Consider the following 16,055-nt stretch of genomic DNA (forward strand, 5'->3'; position numbering starts at 1 on the left):
GGCAGCGCCCTTAAAAAAAGGGAGAGTTTTAGTGGTCGCACCTTCATTGAATTGGAATTTTCCAGTGAGGCAATACAAAGGTGTATTGCCGTAAAGAAAGGATTGCGCTAAAAGTGAACAAAACTGAACAGCATATGACGCAGTTTGCCGGTTGCGTGCTTGGCGTCGTTATTCGCTGTAACCAGGGCAAGCAGCCGGCTAAGTCATGAACGGATTTCACTGACTAACGCAACGGTTACGAACAAAAAAGATATTCGCGCCGTGCGTTCCGAAGGAGTGGGAACATGGTTGATAAAATTATTAACATCCTGGAAAAATCCAGCGGCGCTGTCACGAAAGCTCCTTGGGGTGACACGGTGTCGCTCATGGGGGGCGGGAATGTGGTTCAAATGCCCCTGAGCCCCGACCAGATCGATTTCACCAGCCGGGTGGGTAACGATCTCGTCATTACCCTCAAGAATGGTGAGCAAGTCACCATCACCAATTTCTATCCCGCCAATGAAGGTGAAGAGGCGGCCAACGAACTTCAACTTCTTGATGATGAAGGTATTCTCTGGCTGGGCCAGTCCGATGGCGCCGGAGGCTTCGGTTTTGCCCAGGCAGCCTCGGGAGGTGGGGATTGGGGGTTGGCGGCGCTGGCGGTTGGTGGTGCGGCGGCGGCATTCCTGATCAGTGATTCTTCTTCCGGTTCCAGTTCCGGCGGATCCGGGGACGATAACGTGGCTCCCGATGCCCCCACGGACCTGACGGTGAGCGAGGATGGGGGGATAGTGACGGGGCGGGGTGAACCGGGCTCCACGGTCACCGTGCGTGATTCCAACGGCAATGTTATCGGCGAAGGACAAACCAACGCGGAGGGTGAGTTCGAAGTCGAATTGAGCGAGCCGCAGGTCGATGGCGAGGAACTGGATGTCAGCCTGACCGACGAGGCGGGCAATGAATCGGAGCCCGGCCAGGTCACCGCGCCGGACAGTACCGCGCCGGACGCGCCGACCAACGTTGAGGTGAGCGGGGACGGCACCACCGTCACCGGCGAAGGTGAACCTGGAAGCAAAGTCACCATCACGGATCCCGACGGTAACGTGATTGGCGAAGGCACGGTGGATGACGATGGCAACTTCACCGTCGAACTGACCGAACCGCAAACAGATGGTGAAGAACTGGAAGTGACCCTGACCGACGGAACGGGGAATGAGTCCGAACCGGTCACCGCGGTGGCTCCGGATGGAAGCGGTCCTGATGCTCCGGTCATCACTCAGGCAGAAGATGATGTGGCACCGGGCACTGATCCGGTGCTGACCGGAGGCAGCACCAACGACACAACGCCGACCCTGACTGGGACGGCTGAAGCGGGCAGCACGGTGGAAGTGTTCCAGGATGGTGTGTCCTTGGGAACAGTTGCCGCCGATGCGAGCGGCAATTGGAGCTTCACACCCAGCACCGAGCTGGCGGAAGGGGACTACAGCTTTACCGCCACGGCCAGCGATGCGGCGGGTAACACCTCGGATCCGAGCACGGCGTTCGAGTTGAACGTAGATACCACCGCGCCGTCGGCTCCAACGGTAGAACCCACTGACGGAACGATCCTTACTGGTACCGCCGAAGCCGGCAGTACCGTTGATGTGGATATCAATGGTGACGGTACGCCGGACTACACGGTGGAAGCGGATGCCGCTGGCAACTGGTCGGTGGCACCGGATGCACCGCTGGCGGATGGCACGGAAGTCAGTGTCACGGCCACGGACCCGGCGGGTAATACCAGTGATCCTGCCACCACCATCGTGGACGAAAACCTGAACGACACCACGCCACCGGCGGCGCCGATCATCGCCGAGGTAATGGATGATGTGGCACCGGGGACCGATCCGGTGCTGACTGGAGGCAGCACCAACGACACCACGCCGACCCTGACTGGGACGGCTGAAGCGGGCAGTACGGTAGCGATCTTCCAGGATGGCACGGAGATCGGTACCACCACCGCCGATGGCAGTGGCAATTGGAGCTTCACACCCAGCACCGAGCTGGCGGAAGGCGACTACAGCTTCACGGCGACGGCCACGGATGCGGCGGGTAATACCTCGGATCCGAGCACGGCGTTCGAACTGAATGTGGATACCACCGCGCCGGCGGCGCCGACGGTGGAGCCCACGGATGGAACAACACTCACCGGTACCGCCGAAGCGGGTAGCACCGTTGATGTGGATGTGGACGGTGACGGCACCCCGGACTACACGGTGGAGGCGGATGCTGATGGCAACTGGTCGGTGGCACCGGATGCACCGCTGGCCCACGAGACGGAAGTGTCGGTAACGGCCACGGATGAGGCCGGTAACACCAGCGATCCGGTCACCACGATCGTGGATGAAAACCTGAACGACACCACACCGCCGGTAGTGACCTTGGATGCGGTCGTCACCAACGACAGCACCCCGGAACTGACCGGCACCGTGGACGATCCGGACGCCAGCATCGTGGTTTCCGTGGGCGGCAACGACTATGTGGCCACCAATAACGGCAATGGCACCTGGACACTGGCTGATGGGGATCTGCCGGCGCTGACGGATGGCGATTACACGGTAACGGTTACCGGTTCCGACGGCGCAGGTAACGAAGGCACGGCCACCGGCACGGTGACAATTGATACCGTGGCGCCGGAAGTGACGGTGGAGCCGTCTGATGGGGCCTTGCTTACCGGTACGGCTGAAGCGGGCAGTACCGTTGAAGTGGACATCAACGGCGATGGTACCCCGGACTATACGGTGGAAGCGGATGCCGATGGTAACTGGTCGGTGGCACCGGATGCACCGCTGGCCCACGAGACGGAAGTGTCGGTAACGGCCACGGATGAGGCGGGTAACACCAGCGATCCGGTCACCACCACCGTGGATGAAAACCTCAACGACACCACGCCACCGGCGGCCCCGACCATCGCGGAAGTGGTGGACGATGTGGCGCCAGGCACCGATCCGGTGCTGACCGGTGGCAGCACCAACGACACCACACCGACCCTGAGCGGCACGGCGGAAGCGGGCAGTACGGTAGCGATCTTCCAGGACGGCACGGAGATCGGTACGGCTACCGCCGACGGCAGCGGCAACTGGAGCTTTACGCCGGCGACCGAGCTGGCCGAAGGCGACTACAGCTTCACGGCGACGGCCACGGATGCGGCGGGTAATACCTCGGATCCGAGTACGGCGTTTGAAGTAACGGTGGACACCACCGCGCCGGCGACTCCGACGGTGGAGCCTACCGATGGAACAACACTCACCGGTACCGCCGAAGCGGGTAGCACAGTTGATGTGGATACCAATGGTGACGGTACGCCGGACTACACGGTGGAAGCGGATGCCGACGGCAACTGGTCGGTGACGCCGGATGCGCCTCTGGCGGATGGTACGGAAGTTAGCGTTACCGCCACGGATGAAGCCGGTAACACCAGCGACCCGGTCACCACCACCGTGGATGAAAACCTGAACGACACCACGCCACCGGCGGCCCCGACCATCGCGGAAGTGGTGGACGATGTAGCGCCCGGCACCGATCCGGTGCTGACTGGAGGCAGCACCAACGACACCACGCCGACCCTGACCGGGACGGCTGAAGCGGGCAGCACGGTGGAAGTGTTCCAGGATGGTGTGTCCTTGGGAACAGTTGCCGCCGATGCGAGCGGCAATTGGAGCTTCACACCCAGCACCGAGCTGGCGGAAGGGGACTACAGCTTTACCGCCACGGCGACCGATGCGGCGGGTAACACCTCGGATCTGAGCGCGGTGTTTGAACTGAATGTAGACACCACCGCGCCGGCGACTCCGACGGTGGAGCCCTCCGATGGAGCAACACTTATCGGTACCGCCGAAGCGGGCAGCACGGTTGACGTGGATACCAACGGGGATGGCACCCCGGACTATACGGTGGAAGCAGATGCCGATGGCAACTGGTCGGTGACGCCGGATGCGCCTCTGGCGGATGGCACGGAAGTCAGTGTCACGGCCACGGACCCGTCGGGTAATACCAGTGATCCTGCCACCACCATCGTGGACGAAAACCTGAACGACACCACGCCCCCGGCGGCGCCGATCATCGCCGAGGTAATGGATGATGTGGCACCGGGCACCGATCCGGTGCTGACTGGAGGCAGCACCAACGACACCACGCCGACCCTGACCGGGACGGCGGAAGCGGGCAGCACGGTAGCGATCTTCCAAGATGGCACGGAGATCGGTACCACCACCGCCGATGGCAGTGGCAATTGGAGCTTCACACCCAGCACCGAGCTGGCGGAAGGGGATTACAGCTTTACCGCCACGGCCACCGATGCAGCGGATAACACCTCGGATTTGAGCACGGCGTTTGAAGTGACGGTGGACACCACCGCGCCGGCGACGCCGACGGTGGAGCCCACCGATGGAGCAACACTTATCGGTACCGCCGAAGCGGGCAGCACGGTTGACGTGGATACCAACGGGGATGGCACCCCGGACTACACGGTGGAAGCGGACGGCAGCGGTAATTGGAGCGTGACACCGGATACCCCGTTGGCCGATGGCACGAATGTGAGTGTTACCGCCACGGACGAAGCCGGTAATACCAGTGCTCCAGCTACGATCGGTGTGGACGCCATGGCGCCGGTGGTGGCCTTGGATGCGTTGGTTACCAACGACAGCACCCCGGAGTTGACGGGGACGGTGGACGATCCGGACGCCAGCCTCGTGGTGACGGTGGACGGCAACGACTATACCGCCACCAACAACGGTGATGGCACCTGGACGCTGGCCGATGGCGATTTGCCGGCACTGACCGATGGTGATTACACCGTGACGGTAACGGCCACTGACGCCGCGGGCAATGAGAGCACCGCTAGCGGTGCTCTGACGGTGGACACCACCGCACCGGCGGCACCAACGGTGGAACCCACTGACGGAACGATCCTTACTGGTACCGCCGAAGCGGGCAGCACGGTTGACGTGGATACCAACGGGGATGGCACCCCGGACTATACGGTGGAAGCAGATGCCGGTGGCAATTGGAGTGTGACGCCGGACGCGCCGTTGGCGGATGGCACGGAAGTCAGTGTCACGGCCACGGACCCGGCGGGTAATACCAGTGATCCTGCCACCACCATCGTGGACGAAAACCTGAACGACACCACGCCACCGGCGGCGCCGACCATCGCCGAGGTAATGGATGATGTGGCACCGGGGACCGATCCGGTGCTGACTGGAGGCAGCACCAACGACACCACGCCGACCCTGACCGGGACGGCTGAAGCGGGCAGCACGGTGGAAGTGTTCCAGGATGGTGTGTCCTTGGGAACAGTTGCCGCCGATGCGAGCGGCAATTGGAGCTTCACACCCAGCACCGAGCTGGCGGAAGGGGACTACAGCTTTACCGCCACGGCGACCGATGCGGCGGGTAACACCTCGGATTTGAGCACGGCGTTTGAAGTGACGGTGGACACCACCGCGCCGGCGACGCCGACGGTGGAGCCCACCGATGGAACAACACTCACCGGTACCGCCGAAGCGGGTAGCACCGTTGAAGTGGACACCAACGGTGACGGTACCCCGGACTACACGGTGGAGACGGATGCCGATGGTAACTGGTCGGTGACTCCGGATGCACCGTTGGCGGATGGCACGGAAGTGAGCGTCACCGCCAGTGATCCGGCGGGGAACACGAGCGACCCGGTCACCACGATCGTGGATGAAAACCTGAACGACACCACGCCACCGGCGGCGCCGACTATCGCCGAAGTGGTGGACGATGTGGCGCCTGGCACCGATCCGATTCTGAGCGGTGGCAGCACCAACGACACCACACCGACCCTGACCGGGACAGCGGAAGCGGGTAGCACTATAGCGATCCTTCTGGGTGGCACCGAGATCGGTACGGCAACCGCCGACGCGAGCGGCAATTGGAGCTTCACGCCGGCAACCGAACTGGCCGAAGGCGACTACAGCTTCACGGCGACGGCCACGGACGCAGCCGGCAACACCTCGGATCCGAGCACGGCGTTTGAAGTGACGGTGGACACCACCGCGCCGGAGGCTCCAACAGTGGAACCCACCGATGGAACGGTCCTGGCCGGTACGGCCGAAGCGGGCAGCACAGTCGAAGTGGACACTAATGGTGACGGCACCCCGGACTACACTGTTGAGGCCGACGCCGATGGTAACTGGAGTGTAACCCCGGATGCGCCGCTGGCGGACGGTACCGACGTGAGTGTCACGGCCCGCGATCCTGCCGGTAACACCAGTGATCCGGTAACGGTCACGGTAGATGCTACTGCTCCGGAAGCTCCGGCCATCACCGAAGCGCAGGACGATGTGGAGCCAGGTACGGATCCGATCCTGAGCGGTGGCAGCACCAATGACACCACCCCGACTCTCGCCGGCACCGCTGAAGCAGGCAGTACGGTGGAAGTGTTCCAGGATGGTGTGTCCTTGGGAACAGTTGCCGCCGATGCGGACGGCAATTGGAGCTTCACACCCTCTACGGAACTGGGTGAAGGCAGCTATAGCTTCACGGCCACGGCAACGGATGCGGCGGGTAATACCTCGGATCCGAGCACGGCGTTCGAAGTGACGGTGGACACCACCGCGCCGGAAGCGCCGGTGGTGAATCCGAGCGATGGTACAGAACTGAGTGGTACCGCCGAACCGGGCAGCACCGTTGGCGTGGATGTGGACGGCGATGGTACGCCGGACTACACCGTGGAAGCAGACGCCGATGGTAACTGGTCGGTGACGCCGGATGCGCCTCTGGCGGATGGTACGGAGATCACGGTGACCGCGTCCGACGAGGCGGGGAATACCAGTGACCCGGTCACCGCCATCGTGGATGCCGTCGCGCCAGCGGCGCCGGTCATAACCCAGGCGGAAGACGATGTGGCACCGGGCACCGATCCGGTGCTGACCGGTGGCAGCACCAACGACACCACGCCGACCCTGAGCGGTACGGCGGAAGCGGGCAGCACGGTGGCGATCTTCCAGGACGGCACGGAGATCGGTACGGCTACCGCCGACGGCAGCGGCAACTGGAGCTTTACGCCTGCGACCGAACTGGCCGAAGGCGACTACAGCTTCACGGCGACGGCCACGGATGCGGCGGGTAATACCTCGGATCCGAGTACGGCGTTTGAAGTGACGGTGGACACCACCGCACCGGCGGCACCGACGGTGGAGCCCACTGACGGAACGATCCTTACTGGTACAGCCGAAGCGGGCAGCACCGTTCAAGTGGATACCAATGGCGATGGCACTCCGGACTACACGGTGGAAGCGGATGCCGACGGTAACTGGTCGGTGACGCCGGATGCGCCTCTGGCGGATGGTACGGAAGTGAGCGTTACCGCCACGGATGGAGCCGGAAACGCCAGTGCCCCAGCCACTATCAACGTGGATGCTTCGGCTCCAGCCACGCCAACCATCCAAGATGCGCTGGACGATGTGGATCCCGGTACCGACCCGGTACTGACCGGCGGCAGCACCAATGACGACACGCCGACCCTGAGGGGCACGGCGGAAGCCAACAGCACCGTGGAAATTTTCCAGGATGGCGCTTCCGTGGGCACGGTGCAGGCCGATGCCAGTGGTAACTGGAGTTTTGTCGTCCCGGCCGCACTGGCCGATGGCACTTATGGTTTCACGGCCACGGCCATGGACGAAGCGGGCAACACCTCGGATCCGAGTGCCTCCTTTGATGTGACAGTGGACACCGTTGCGCCGGATGCGCCGACCTTGAGCATCGCCGATGCCGCCGACGGTATCATCGACAGCAACGAAATGGTGGACGGGGTGCAGGCCGAGGTAGGACTGCCTGCCGGCGCCGAGGCGGGTGATGTCATTACTCTGACTTTCACCGGAGACGGCGGCGCGGTCTACACCGCTGAACACACCGTAACCACGGATGAGGTGACCGCGGGTACGGCCAATGTGGACGTGGCCCAATGGCTGGATGACGGTACCTACACCGCCACCGCCACGATCACCGATGCGGCGGGCAACGTCTCGCCGGATTCCAATTCGGTCGGCTTTGACGTCGATGCTTCCGGTCCGGTAGTGAATGTCGCGGGCGGCAGCCTGCTGGGACTGGTTGGCGTGGAAGCGATTGGGCTGCTTGACCTCAACCATCAGATGTTCTCCGCTTACGACCCGAACAACAATCTGGCGTCGGTCACCATCGAGATGTCGTCGCTGTTGAGCATTAACCAGATTCTCGGACTGTTGGGAGCGGGGAACCAGACTCTGAATTGGTCTCAGGCGCTGGCCGATGAGCTGGGACTGGATATCCAGTTCAGCGACTATAACCTTTTCCCTCTCAATCTCACGCCGACGCTGACGATTACCGCCGCGGATGGCGGGGCCATCGACAATCTGGCGATCAATGAGTTTCTGGCTTCGATCTATCTGGCGGATGCCTTGCTCGGAACCGACCTGGGGCTGCTGCCAAGCTACACCATTACGGGAACGGATCTCGACGGGCAAACCGCCACGGACAGCGTCACTCAGTTGGCCGAGCTCAGCCTGTTGAACGCGGCGAACAATCCTGTGACCGATGGGACCTCGGGTGCCGACACCTTGGAAGGTACGGCGGGTGATGATCGTCTCTATGGGTACGACGGCGACGATGTGCTTAACGGTAACGCCGGAGATGACTGGCTGCGAGGAGGTAACGGCAACGACACCCTGAATGGTGGTGATGGCAACGATACCCTGGTCTACGACGGCCTCGGTAACGATACCTTCGACGGCGGTGCAGGGGAGGATACGCTGCTGTTGACCGGTGACGGCATTTCGCTCGATTTCGTTGACAGTCTCGCGGCCGACTATGTCGACCCGGCGACGATCAACAATATTGAGCATCTGTCCATCGGCGGTACTGGTGCCAACACGGTATCCATTGATCTGGCCTCGCTGATCGCGATGACCGATACGGACAACGTATTGTTCATTGACGGTGACCAGGACGACACGGTGGAACTGGTAGGGGAGTGGCAGAACGCTGGCACCACCACCGTGGACGGCACCGATTATGTGGTCTACAGCCAGGAGGGCGACCCCAGCGAACTGTGGGTTCAAAGCGGCATTTCGGTGATTTAAGCCATCGATACGATGCACACCGGCACCGGGCCAGAAGGCCCGGTGTCTTTCCAGGGAAAGCTGCAGTTAAGGATCTGAATGCGGTCTCACGGAAGCAAGGGAGTTCATCGTCCATACCTCCTGTCAGCGATGGTAATGCTCTGTGTTTGCCTTGGAGAAGCCGGAGCAGGGGAAGTCGATACCGGTGACCTGAAACAACAGGTCAAACAGGTTCCGGTATACGGAAACGAAGTGGATTTCGATATTGTCAGCGCGGTCCGACGGGCGGTGGATACACACCCGGTTATCGCTGAATCCATTGGCCGCCTGTTCCAGCAAAACGAACAGGTGGCGGTGGCTCGCGCAGGCTATTATCCCGAACTCAGCGCCGGTCTTAGCCGTGGCTACAGGGACTCCACCGGACGCTCCGAAGAGGCGTTGACCGCTTCGGCCTCACAGATGTTGTATGACTTTGGCAAGGTTTCCAGCTCCGTGGCGGCGGCTTCCCACGGGGTGGAGCGGGACAGGGCCAACGTGCTTTTGGCGGTGGACCAGCTTGCCCAGGAAACCGCGCAGGCGGTGATCGAGGTCCAGCGTTATCAGACGCTGCTGACAATTGCCAGGGAGCAGGTGGAAGCCATCGGAGAACTGCAGGAACTGGCGTCTCAGCGGGCCGCCAAGGGCGCCGCCACCCGGTCGGACGAAATCCAGGCTTTGTCCAGAAAAGAGGCGGCCCAGGCCACGGTTCTGCAGTTCCAGGCACAGAGCGATGCGTGGCAGCGTAATCTGCAAAGTCTGTTGAATGCCCCCGGGCCGGTCACGGTATCTCCGGAGTTTCCCGATCATCTGGCTGACGCCTGCCTTCGCGTGGAAGAAGACTTCGACAATGTGCCCCGGATCATGCGGGCGGAAGCGGAGCGGGAGGAAGCCCGTTCGCTGATTCGTCAGGCGCGGGCACAGATGTTGCCGACCTTCTCGATCTCCGCGGATTTCGAGCACTATCTGAATGATCGGCCCGCGGACCTGGAAGCCATGGATCGGGACAATGATGTCTTCGTTTCCGTCGGAGTAAGCAGCAAGCTGTTTCAAGGCGGCGCGTTAAAGGCCCGCCGGCGGGCGGCAGACTACGCCCTTGAGGCGGCGAACGCCGCCCGGGATGCCGCCTACCGGGAAGTCTCCCTGGGATTACGGGAGGCGAAGGTGCAGACACGGAGTCTGTCCGGGCGCCTCGAATTACTGAACAACCGCTATAACAGCATCGCCGAGACGCAGAAGCTGTACCGGCAGCAATATTTAGCATTGGGAACGCGCTCACTGTTGGACATTCTCAATACGGAACAGGAGATCCACCAGTCCCGCTTCGAGCAGCAGAACACCCGGTTTGATCTACGCCGCCTGCAAATCGACTGTCTTTACAACGTGGCGGAAATTCGCGCGGCGTTTGGTTTGAGCAGCGCCGCCGTGCAGGGAGTGCCGATTCAGCCATGAGTATCCAGGATGTCGAAGAAACGCTGGACGAAGCCGCGCCGGCTCCCGACTACGGACCGTGGACCGAAGCCATGTTGGCGGTGGCCCGGCATTATCGTTTGGAATATTCCGAGGAAAATGTTCACCTGACGGCTGCCTGGAGCATGAGGCAGAGCCCCGGCGATGTGCTGAAGGCCATGGCCCGCCAATTGGGACTGGCCTGCAAGATTGGTGATCTGGGCGAAATGCCGCTGACACCCTGGCGGTTTCCTTTGGTGGTGCAATTCAAGGACGGCCAGGTGGCGGTGGCCGAAAGCATTGGCGGTGATGGCGCGGTGACGCTGTCCTATAGTGGCGATCAGGGCCTCAGAAGTCAGCTTCCTCGTCAGGAGCTTGTCGACAATGTGGTTCTCACACTGATCCTGAGACCGACCCGTTCGGCCCCCGATGCCCGGGTGGACGATTATGTCCGGCCTTATCAATCCAATTGGTTCCGGCGCATCATTCTTCGTGATCTGAAGCCCTACGGACATGTGATGCTGGCATCACTGGTAGCCAATCTGTTGGCATTGGCCGGCATTTTGTTTTCCCGCCAGGTCTACGATCGTGTGGTTCCGGCGGAATCCTATGCCACCTTGTACGTCCTGTTTTCCGGTGTTCTGGTGGCAATGGTGTTTGATTTCATTCTGCGCAGGAGCCGGGTTCATATCACCGATTTGCTTGGCAAGCGGGCTGATATGCGCGTGTCGGATCGCGTTTTTGGCCACGCGCTACGCATAAAAAACTCGGAGAAGCCGCGCTCCACCGGGTCCTTTATCGCCCAGATTCGCGAACTGGAGCATATTCGGGAATTGCTTACCTCCAGCACGGTAACGGCATTCGCTGATATGCCTTTCTTCTTCTTGTTCTGTTTCGTGCTCTGGTATATCGCCGGTCCCTTGGTGCTGGTACCGCTGGCCGCGGTGGTGTTGATGATCATTCCCGGCATGCTGGCGCAGAGGCGCCTGCATATTCTCGCCAACGAAGCCATGCGCGAGTCTTCACTACGAAATGCGATGCTGGTGGAAACCATCCAGGGTTTGGAGGACGTCAAGTCGTTGCAAGCGGAAGCGCGTTTTCAGCAGCAATGGAATCATTACAACGCGGTCACCGCCGACGTGAATCTGAAACTGCGTTACATCGCCAATACCCTGGTGGTGTGGAGTCACACGATACAGAGCGGGGTATTCGCCGTCATTGTCCTGTTCGGCGCACCGATGGTGATGGAAGCGGAACTGTCGGTCGGGTCGCTGGTGGCGGCATCGATCCTGGCGTCACGCATGATGGCTCCAATGTCTCAAATCACGCATGTGATGAGCAAATGGCAGCATGCCAAGGTGGCGATGAGCAGCCTGGATCAGATCATGGAGCGCGCGGTGGACCACCCCGAGGAGGAAAAACGGGTTCACCGACCCTTTGTCACTGGTCACTATCAGTTGAAGCAGGCGGTATTCCAATATGCCGATGCCCCCAACGCCGCTCTGGCGGTGAAGGCGCTGACCATCAAACCGGGAGAGCGTATCGGTGTGCTGGGGCGTAACGGCGCGGGCAAATCCACGTTGTTGCAGGCTCTGGCCGGCGCCATCGAAGCCGGTTCTGGACAGGTTCTCCTGGACGGTATCAATCTCACTCATATCGATCCGGCGGATCTACGTCGGGATGTGGGTCTTCTAAGCCAGAACGCGCGGCTGTTCCACGGTACCTTGCGGGATAATCTGATGCTGGGCGCCCCCCATGTGTCCGACCAGGAGTTACTCGCCACCATGGATATGACCGGTGCCAGTGATTATCTGAGAACGCTGCCCGACGGGCTTGACCATCCGATTCTTGAAGGCGGGCTCGGCCTGTCCGGTGGTCAGCGCCAGTCGCTGTTGCTCTCCCGTCTGCTGTTGCGACAGCCCAATGTTCTGCTGCTGGATGAACCTACCGCCTCACTGGATGAGACAGCGGAAAAGAAATTCATTCAGAGAATGAGTGACTGGCTGGAAAACCGGACTCTGGTGGTGGCGACACACCGGATGAGTATGCTCAATCTGGTGGACCGTATCATTGTGCTGGAAAACGGACAGATTCTGCTGGACGATACGCGCGCCAAAGCACTGTCGATCCTATCGAAAAAGGCTCCGCTTCAGTCCACGAACAACAACAAGGAAGGGACCCGGCCATGAAGGGGAGCCGCGATGCCGCCAATTCCCGCCCGCCTGATATCACCGGACTGTCAATGAGCGCTGCTGGAGGAACGGCATCTCTGTTGGATTATGACAATGACCATCGTCATTACAACGATGAAGTGGACGATGCCACGGTGGTTCGTTCAACCCGTATTGTGTGGCTGGTTTGTCTGGCCATGGCCGCGTTACTGGTCTGGTCCTATTTTGCCGAGGTAGTGGAAGTATCGACAGGTGATGGCCGTGTGATTCCGTCTTCCCGGGAGAAAGTGATCCAGTCCTTGGAAGGGGGAATCCTGATGGACCTGAGGGTCAAGGAAGGGGAGATCGTAGAAGCCGGGCAAGTGCTGGCTCAGTTGGATCTTACCAAGACCGAGTCCAGCGTGGAAGAAAGCGCGGCCCGTTATCGCGCGGCCCTAGGCACCGTTGCCAGATTGGAAGCGGAAGTCAACGAGACACCGTTGATCTTCCCGGAGGCGTTACAGGCCTATCCCGAACTCATCGCCGCGGAAACCGAACTGTATGAAACGCGGCGCAGGGGGTTGAGATCGTCTTTGGCTGGCGTCCATAAGTCCCAGCGCATTGTGCGTGAAGAGTTGCAGCTGACGGAATCGCTGCTGGAAATCGGAGCTGCCAGTAACGTGGAAGTGCTGCGCTTACGGCGCCAGCTGTCGGAGCTGGAGCTGAAAGCCAGTGAGATCCGCTCTGAATACCTGATTCTTGCGCGGGAGGAACTGGCTCGTGCGGAGGCGGAAGCCAAGGCTCTGTCCTCTGTGGTACGGGGCCGCTCGGACGCTCTGTCGAGGCTCACATTGCGCTCGCCGGTGCGCGGAGTGGTGAAGGACATCGAGGTCAGCACCCGGGGCGGAGTGATTCCACCTAATGGTCGCCTGATGGAAATTGTCCCTCTGGACGATCAGTTGCTGGTGGAAGCCAGGATCTCTCCCAGGGATATTGCCTTTATTCACCCCGGTCAGTCCGCCAAGGTCAAGATCACCGCCTACGACTATACCGTCTATGGCGACCTGGATGGCGAGGTGGCCATGATCTCACCGGATACCATTCAGGACGAAGTCAAACCTGAGATCTTTTACTATCGTGTGTTCATCCGTACCAAAACGGATGCTCTGATCAATGATGCGGGCACCAGGTTTCCGATCGTGCCGGGTATGATCGCCAAGGTGGATATCCGCACCGGCGAGAAGACGGTTTTCGAGTATCTGATGAAGCCGATCGATCACGCCGGAGAAGCCCTGCGGGAACGCTAGTTCCGGATCATCTTCGGGAATGGCATCGGACACCCCGGGAGGAGGGGCGGAGGGCAGCTGCCGATGACGGGGCCGGCGTCCTCCTTAACGGAAAACGTAACCAATAGTGTCAGAAGCTCTCGTCACCCCCGCGCTTGTGCCAGCATGCCGGTTGCTAATCGTTTACAACGTAAGGAAAACAACATGCTTGGAATCGTAGCTGTGCTGCAGGCGCAGGCCGGTAAAGGGGACGCTCTGGCGGCGGAAATGAACAAGATCGCGGCGGAAGTTCGCAAGGAAGAAGGTAACCATGCCTATAACGTTCACCAGTCCCTGGACGACAAGGATGTGGTGATGATCTATGAGCAATACACGGATCAGGCGGCTCTGGAAGCCCACCGTGAGAACATGAAGGGGCTCGGTGGTGGTCTCAAGGACCTGCTGGCGGGACGTCCGGATGTGAAGCTCTTCCAGTTGGCGCAGTAAACCTGCTGGGAAATGGCGCGGCGCCGCCGGGCCATTCCCCTTATCCGTATTCAGTGCCCGCCTCTTAGTGTGATCACTGGCACCATGGCGAGGAGGCCGATACCCACAGCGGTGATCAGAGCGGTGAGGTTGAGGCTCTGGGTGAAAATCTCCCGCGCTTGCTCGAGTACCCCCGCCGGTAGCTGGTCCGCCACGGACACCGCCTGCCAAAGGCTTTCGTTGACGGCCGTGGATAGGGCTCCGAGTTGCTCGGCGGCACAGATGCGATAGAGGCTGCCGCTGAGGCTGCCCAATATGGCGACGCCCAACGCCACTCCCAGTTCCTGTACCGTTTCCGACAGCGAAGCCGCGGAGCCTGCTTTGCCCGTTGGCGCCGCCGCCACCACCAGATCGGTACCCAGCGCGGCGATGGCTCCCAGGCCCAGATAGATCAGGGCAAAGCCACTGACCACCTGTATCGTTCGAGCTTCCGCGTCCACCCAGGCCAGCATCAGATAGCCCAATACGGAGAAAAGCAGCGCTCCGGTCACCACCCGTCCGACCGGGAAGCGTCGGGTCAGCAGCGGCGCGCTGATCGCCGCCACCAGCATCGCCAGGGCCGGCGGTCCCATCCAGGCACCGGCGACGCGGGGAGACAGGCCACTGACCAGTTGCAGATACTGGGTCACCAGCAGCATGGCTCCACCCACCCCCATCAGACCCACCAACAGGATCAGCAGGGCCGCGGTGAACGAGCGGCCACGGAACAGGCTTAAATCCAGTAATGGATCCGCCAGGCGTCGTTGACGTTTGATGAACAGAAGCAGGCCGAGAGCACCAATCAACAGCGCGATGACCCCTTGCCAATCCAGGCCGTGCCTGGCGAAGTGCTTGACACCGTAGATCAGCGGCAGAAGTGCCAGAAGTGACAATGCCACGCTGCCCGGGTCCAGCCGTCCGCTGCTCTCATCGCGGTATTCGGGGAGCAGCCAGGGGGCGCAGAGCCACAGAACCGCTACCACCGGAAGTGCCACCAGAAAGGCGGATCCCCACCAGAAATGATCCAAAAGCACACCCCCCACCAATGGGCCGGCGGCCATTCCCAGAGCGAACATGGTGGCCCAGATACCGATGGCCAGCGCCCGCTGGGATGGCTCCCGAAACAGGTTGCTGATCAGCGCCAGAGTCGAGGGCATCAGGGCGGCGCCGGTAAAGCCCAGTAACGCCCGCGCCACGATCAGTTGCGTGGCGGTGCTGGCGAAGGCGGCGAGTAAGGAAGCCAGGGCAAAGCCGGCGGCACCCAGCATCAGCAGTTTACGGCGCCCGATGCGATCACCAAGCGTCCCCATGGTGATCAGAAAGCCGCTGATGAAGAAGCCATAAATGTCCATGATCCACAGCGCCTGGGCACTGTCCGGTTTCAAGTCCGCGGCCAGCGCCGGAAAGGCGAGATACAGCAGCGTCACGTCCAGCCCCAGTAACAGCGTCGGCAGGGCCAGAACGGCGAGGCCGGCCCATTGGCGCGGACCGGCACGGCTCGCCAATGGTGACGAGGGAGTGGGGTATTCACAGTATGAGGTCATCTCGCT

The 16,055-nt window shown here is 61.2% G+C and carries 6 protein-coding genes; 5 read left to right on the plus strand and 1 reads right to left on the minus strand.

Going from position 1 to position 16,055, the window contains the following annotated elements:
- Positions 1-284 precede the first annotated feature (284 nt).
- The 5 genes from CRO06_RS20000 (at position 285) to CRO06_RS03060 (ending at position 14,487) form a co-directional block, all read left to right on the plus strand.
- Positions 285-9,101: an Ig-like domain-containing protein gene (locus tag CRO06_RS20000; protein ID WP_179746433.1), complete on the plus strand. Its 8,817-nt coding sequence runs from the start codon at positions 285-287 to the stop codon at positions 9,099-9,101.
- A gap of 231 nt (positions 9,102-9,332) precedes the next feature.
- Positions 9,333-10,568, plus strand: a complete 1,236-nt coding sequence (locus CRO06_RS03045; protein WP_244902758.1) for a TolC family outer membrane protein — start codon at positions 9,333-9,335, stop codon at positions 10,566-10,568.
- Complete coding sequence (locus CRO06_RS03050; RefSeq protein WP_022996769.1) at positions 10,565-12,754, plus strand: type I secretion system permease/ATPase; 2,190 nt, start codon at positions 10,565-10,567, stop codon at positions 12,752-12,754. The genes CRO06_RS03045 and CRO06_RS03050 overlap by 4 nt, the downstream gene beginning before the upstream one ends.
- A gap of 53 nt (positions 12,755-12,807) precedes the next feature.
- Positions 12,808-14,022 (plus strand): HlyD family type I secretion periplasmic adaptor subunit, encoded by a 1,215-nt coding sequence (locus tag CRO06_RS03055; RefSeq protein WP_035451742.1) that lies wholly within the window; start codon positions 12,808-12,810, stop codon positions 14,020-14,022.
- Between the two features lie 183 nt (positions 14,023-14,205).
- Entirely contained in the window at positions 14,206-14,487 is a 282-nt protein-coding gene (locus CRO06_RS03060) for a putative quinol monooxygenase (RefSeq protein WP_022996780.1), read from the plus strand.
- Between the two features lie 50 nt (positions 14,488-14,537).
- Here CRO06_RS03060 and CRO06_RS03065 read toward each other — a convergent pair whose 3' ends face one another.
- Entirely contained in the window at positions 14,538-16,049 is a 1,512-nt protein-coding gene (locus CRO06_RS03065; RefSeq protein ID WP_097057710.1) for an MFS transporter, read from the minus strand.
- Positions 16,050-16,055: the final 6 nt, after the last annotated feature.

The sequence above is a fragment of the Alloalcanivorax xenomutans genome, from assembly GCF_900217905.1.
Lineage (GTDB): Bacteria > Pseudomonadota > Gammaproteobacteria > Pseudomonadales > Alcanivoracaceae > Alloalcanivorax > Alloalcanivorax xenomutans.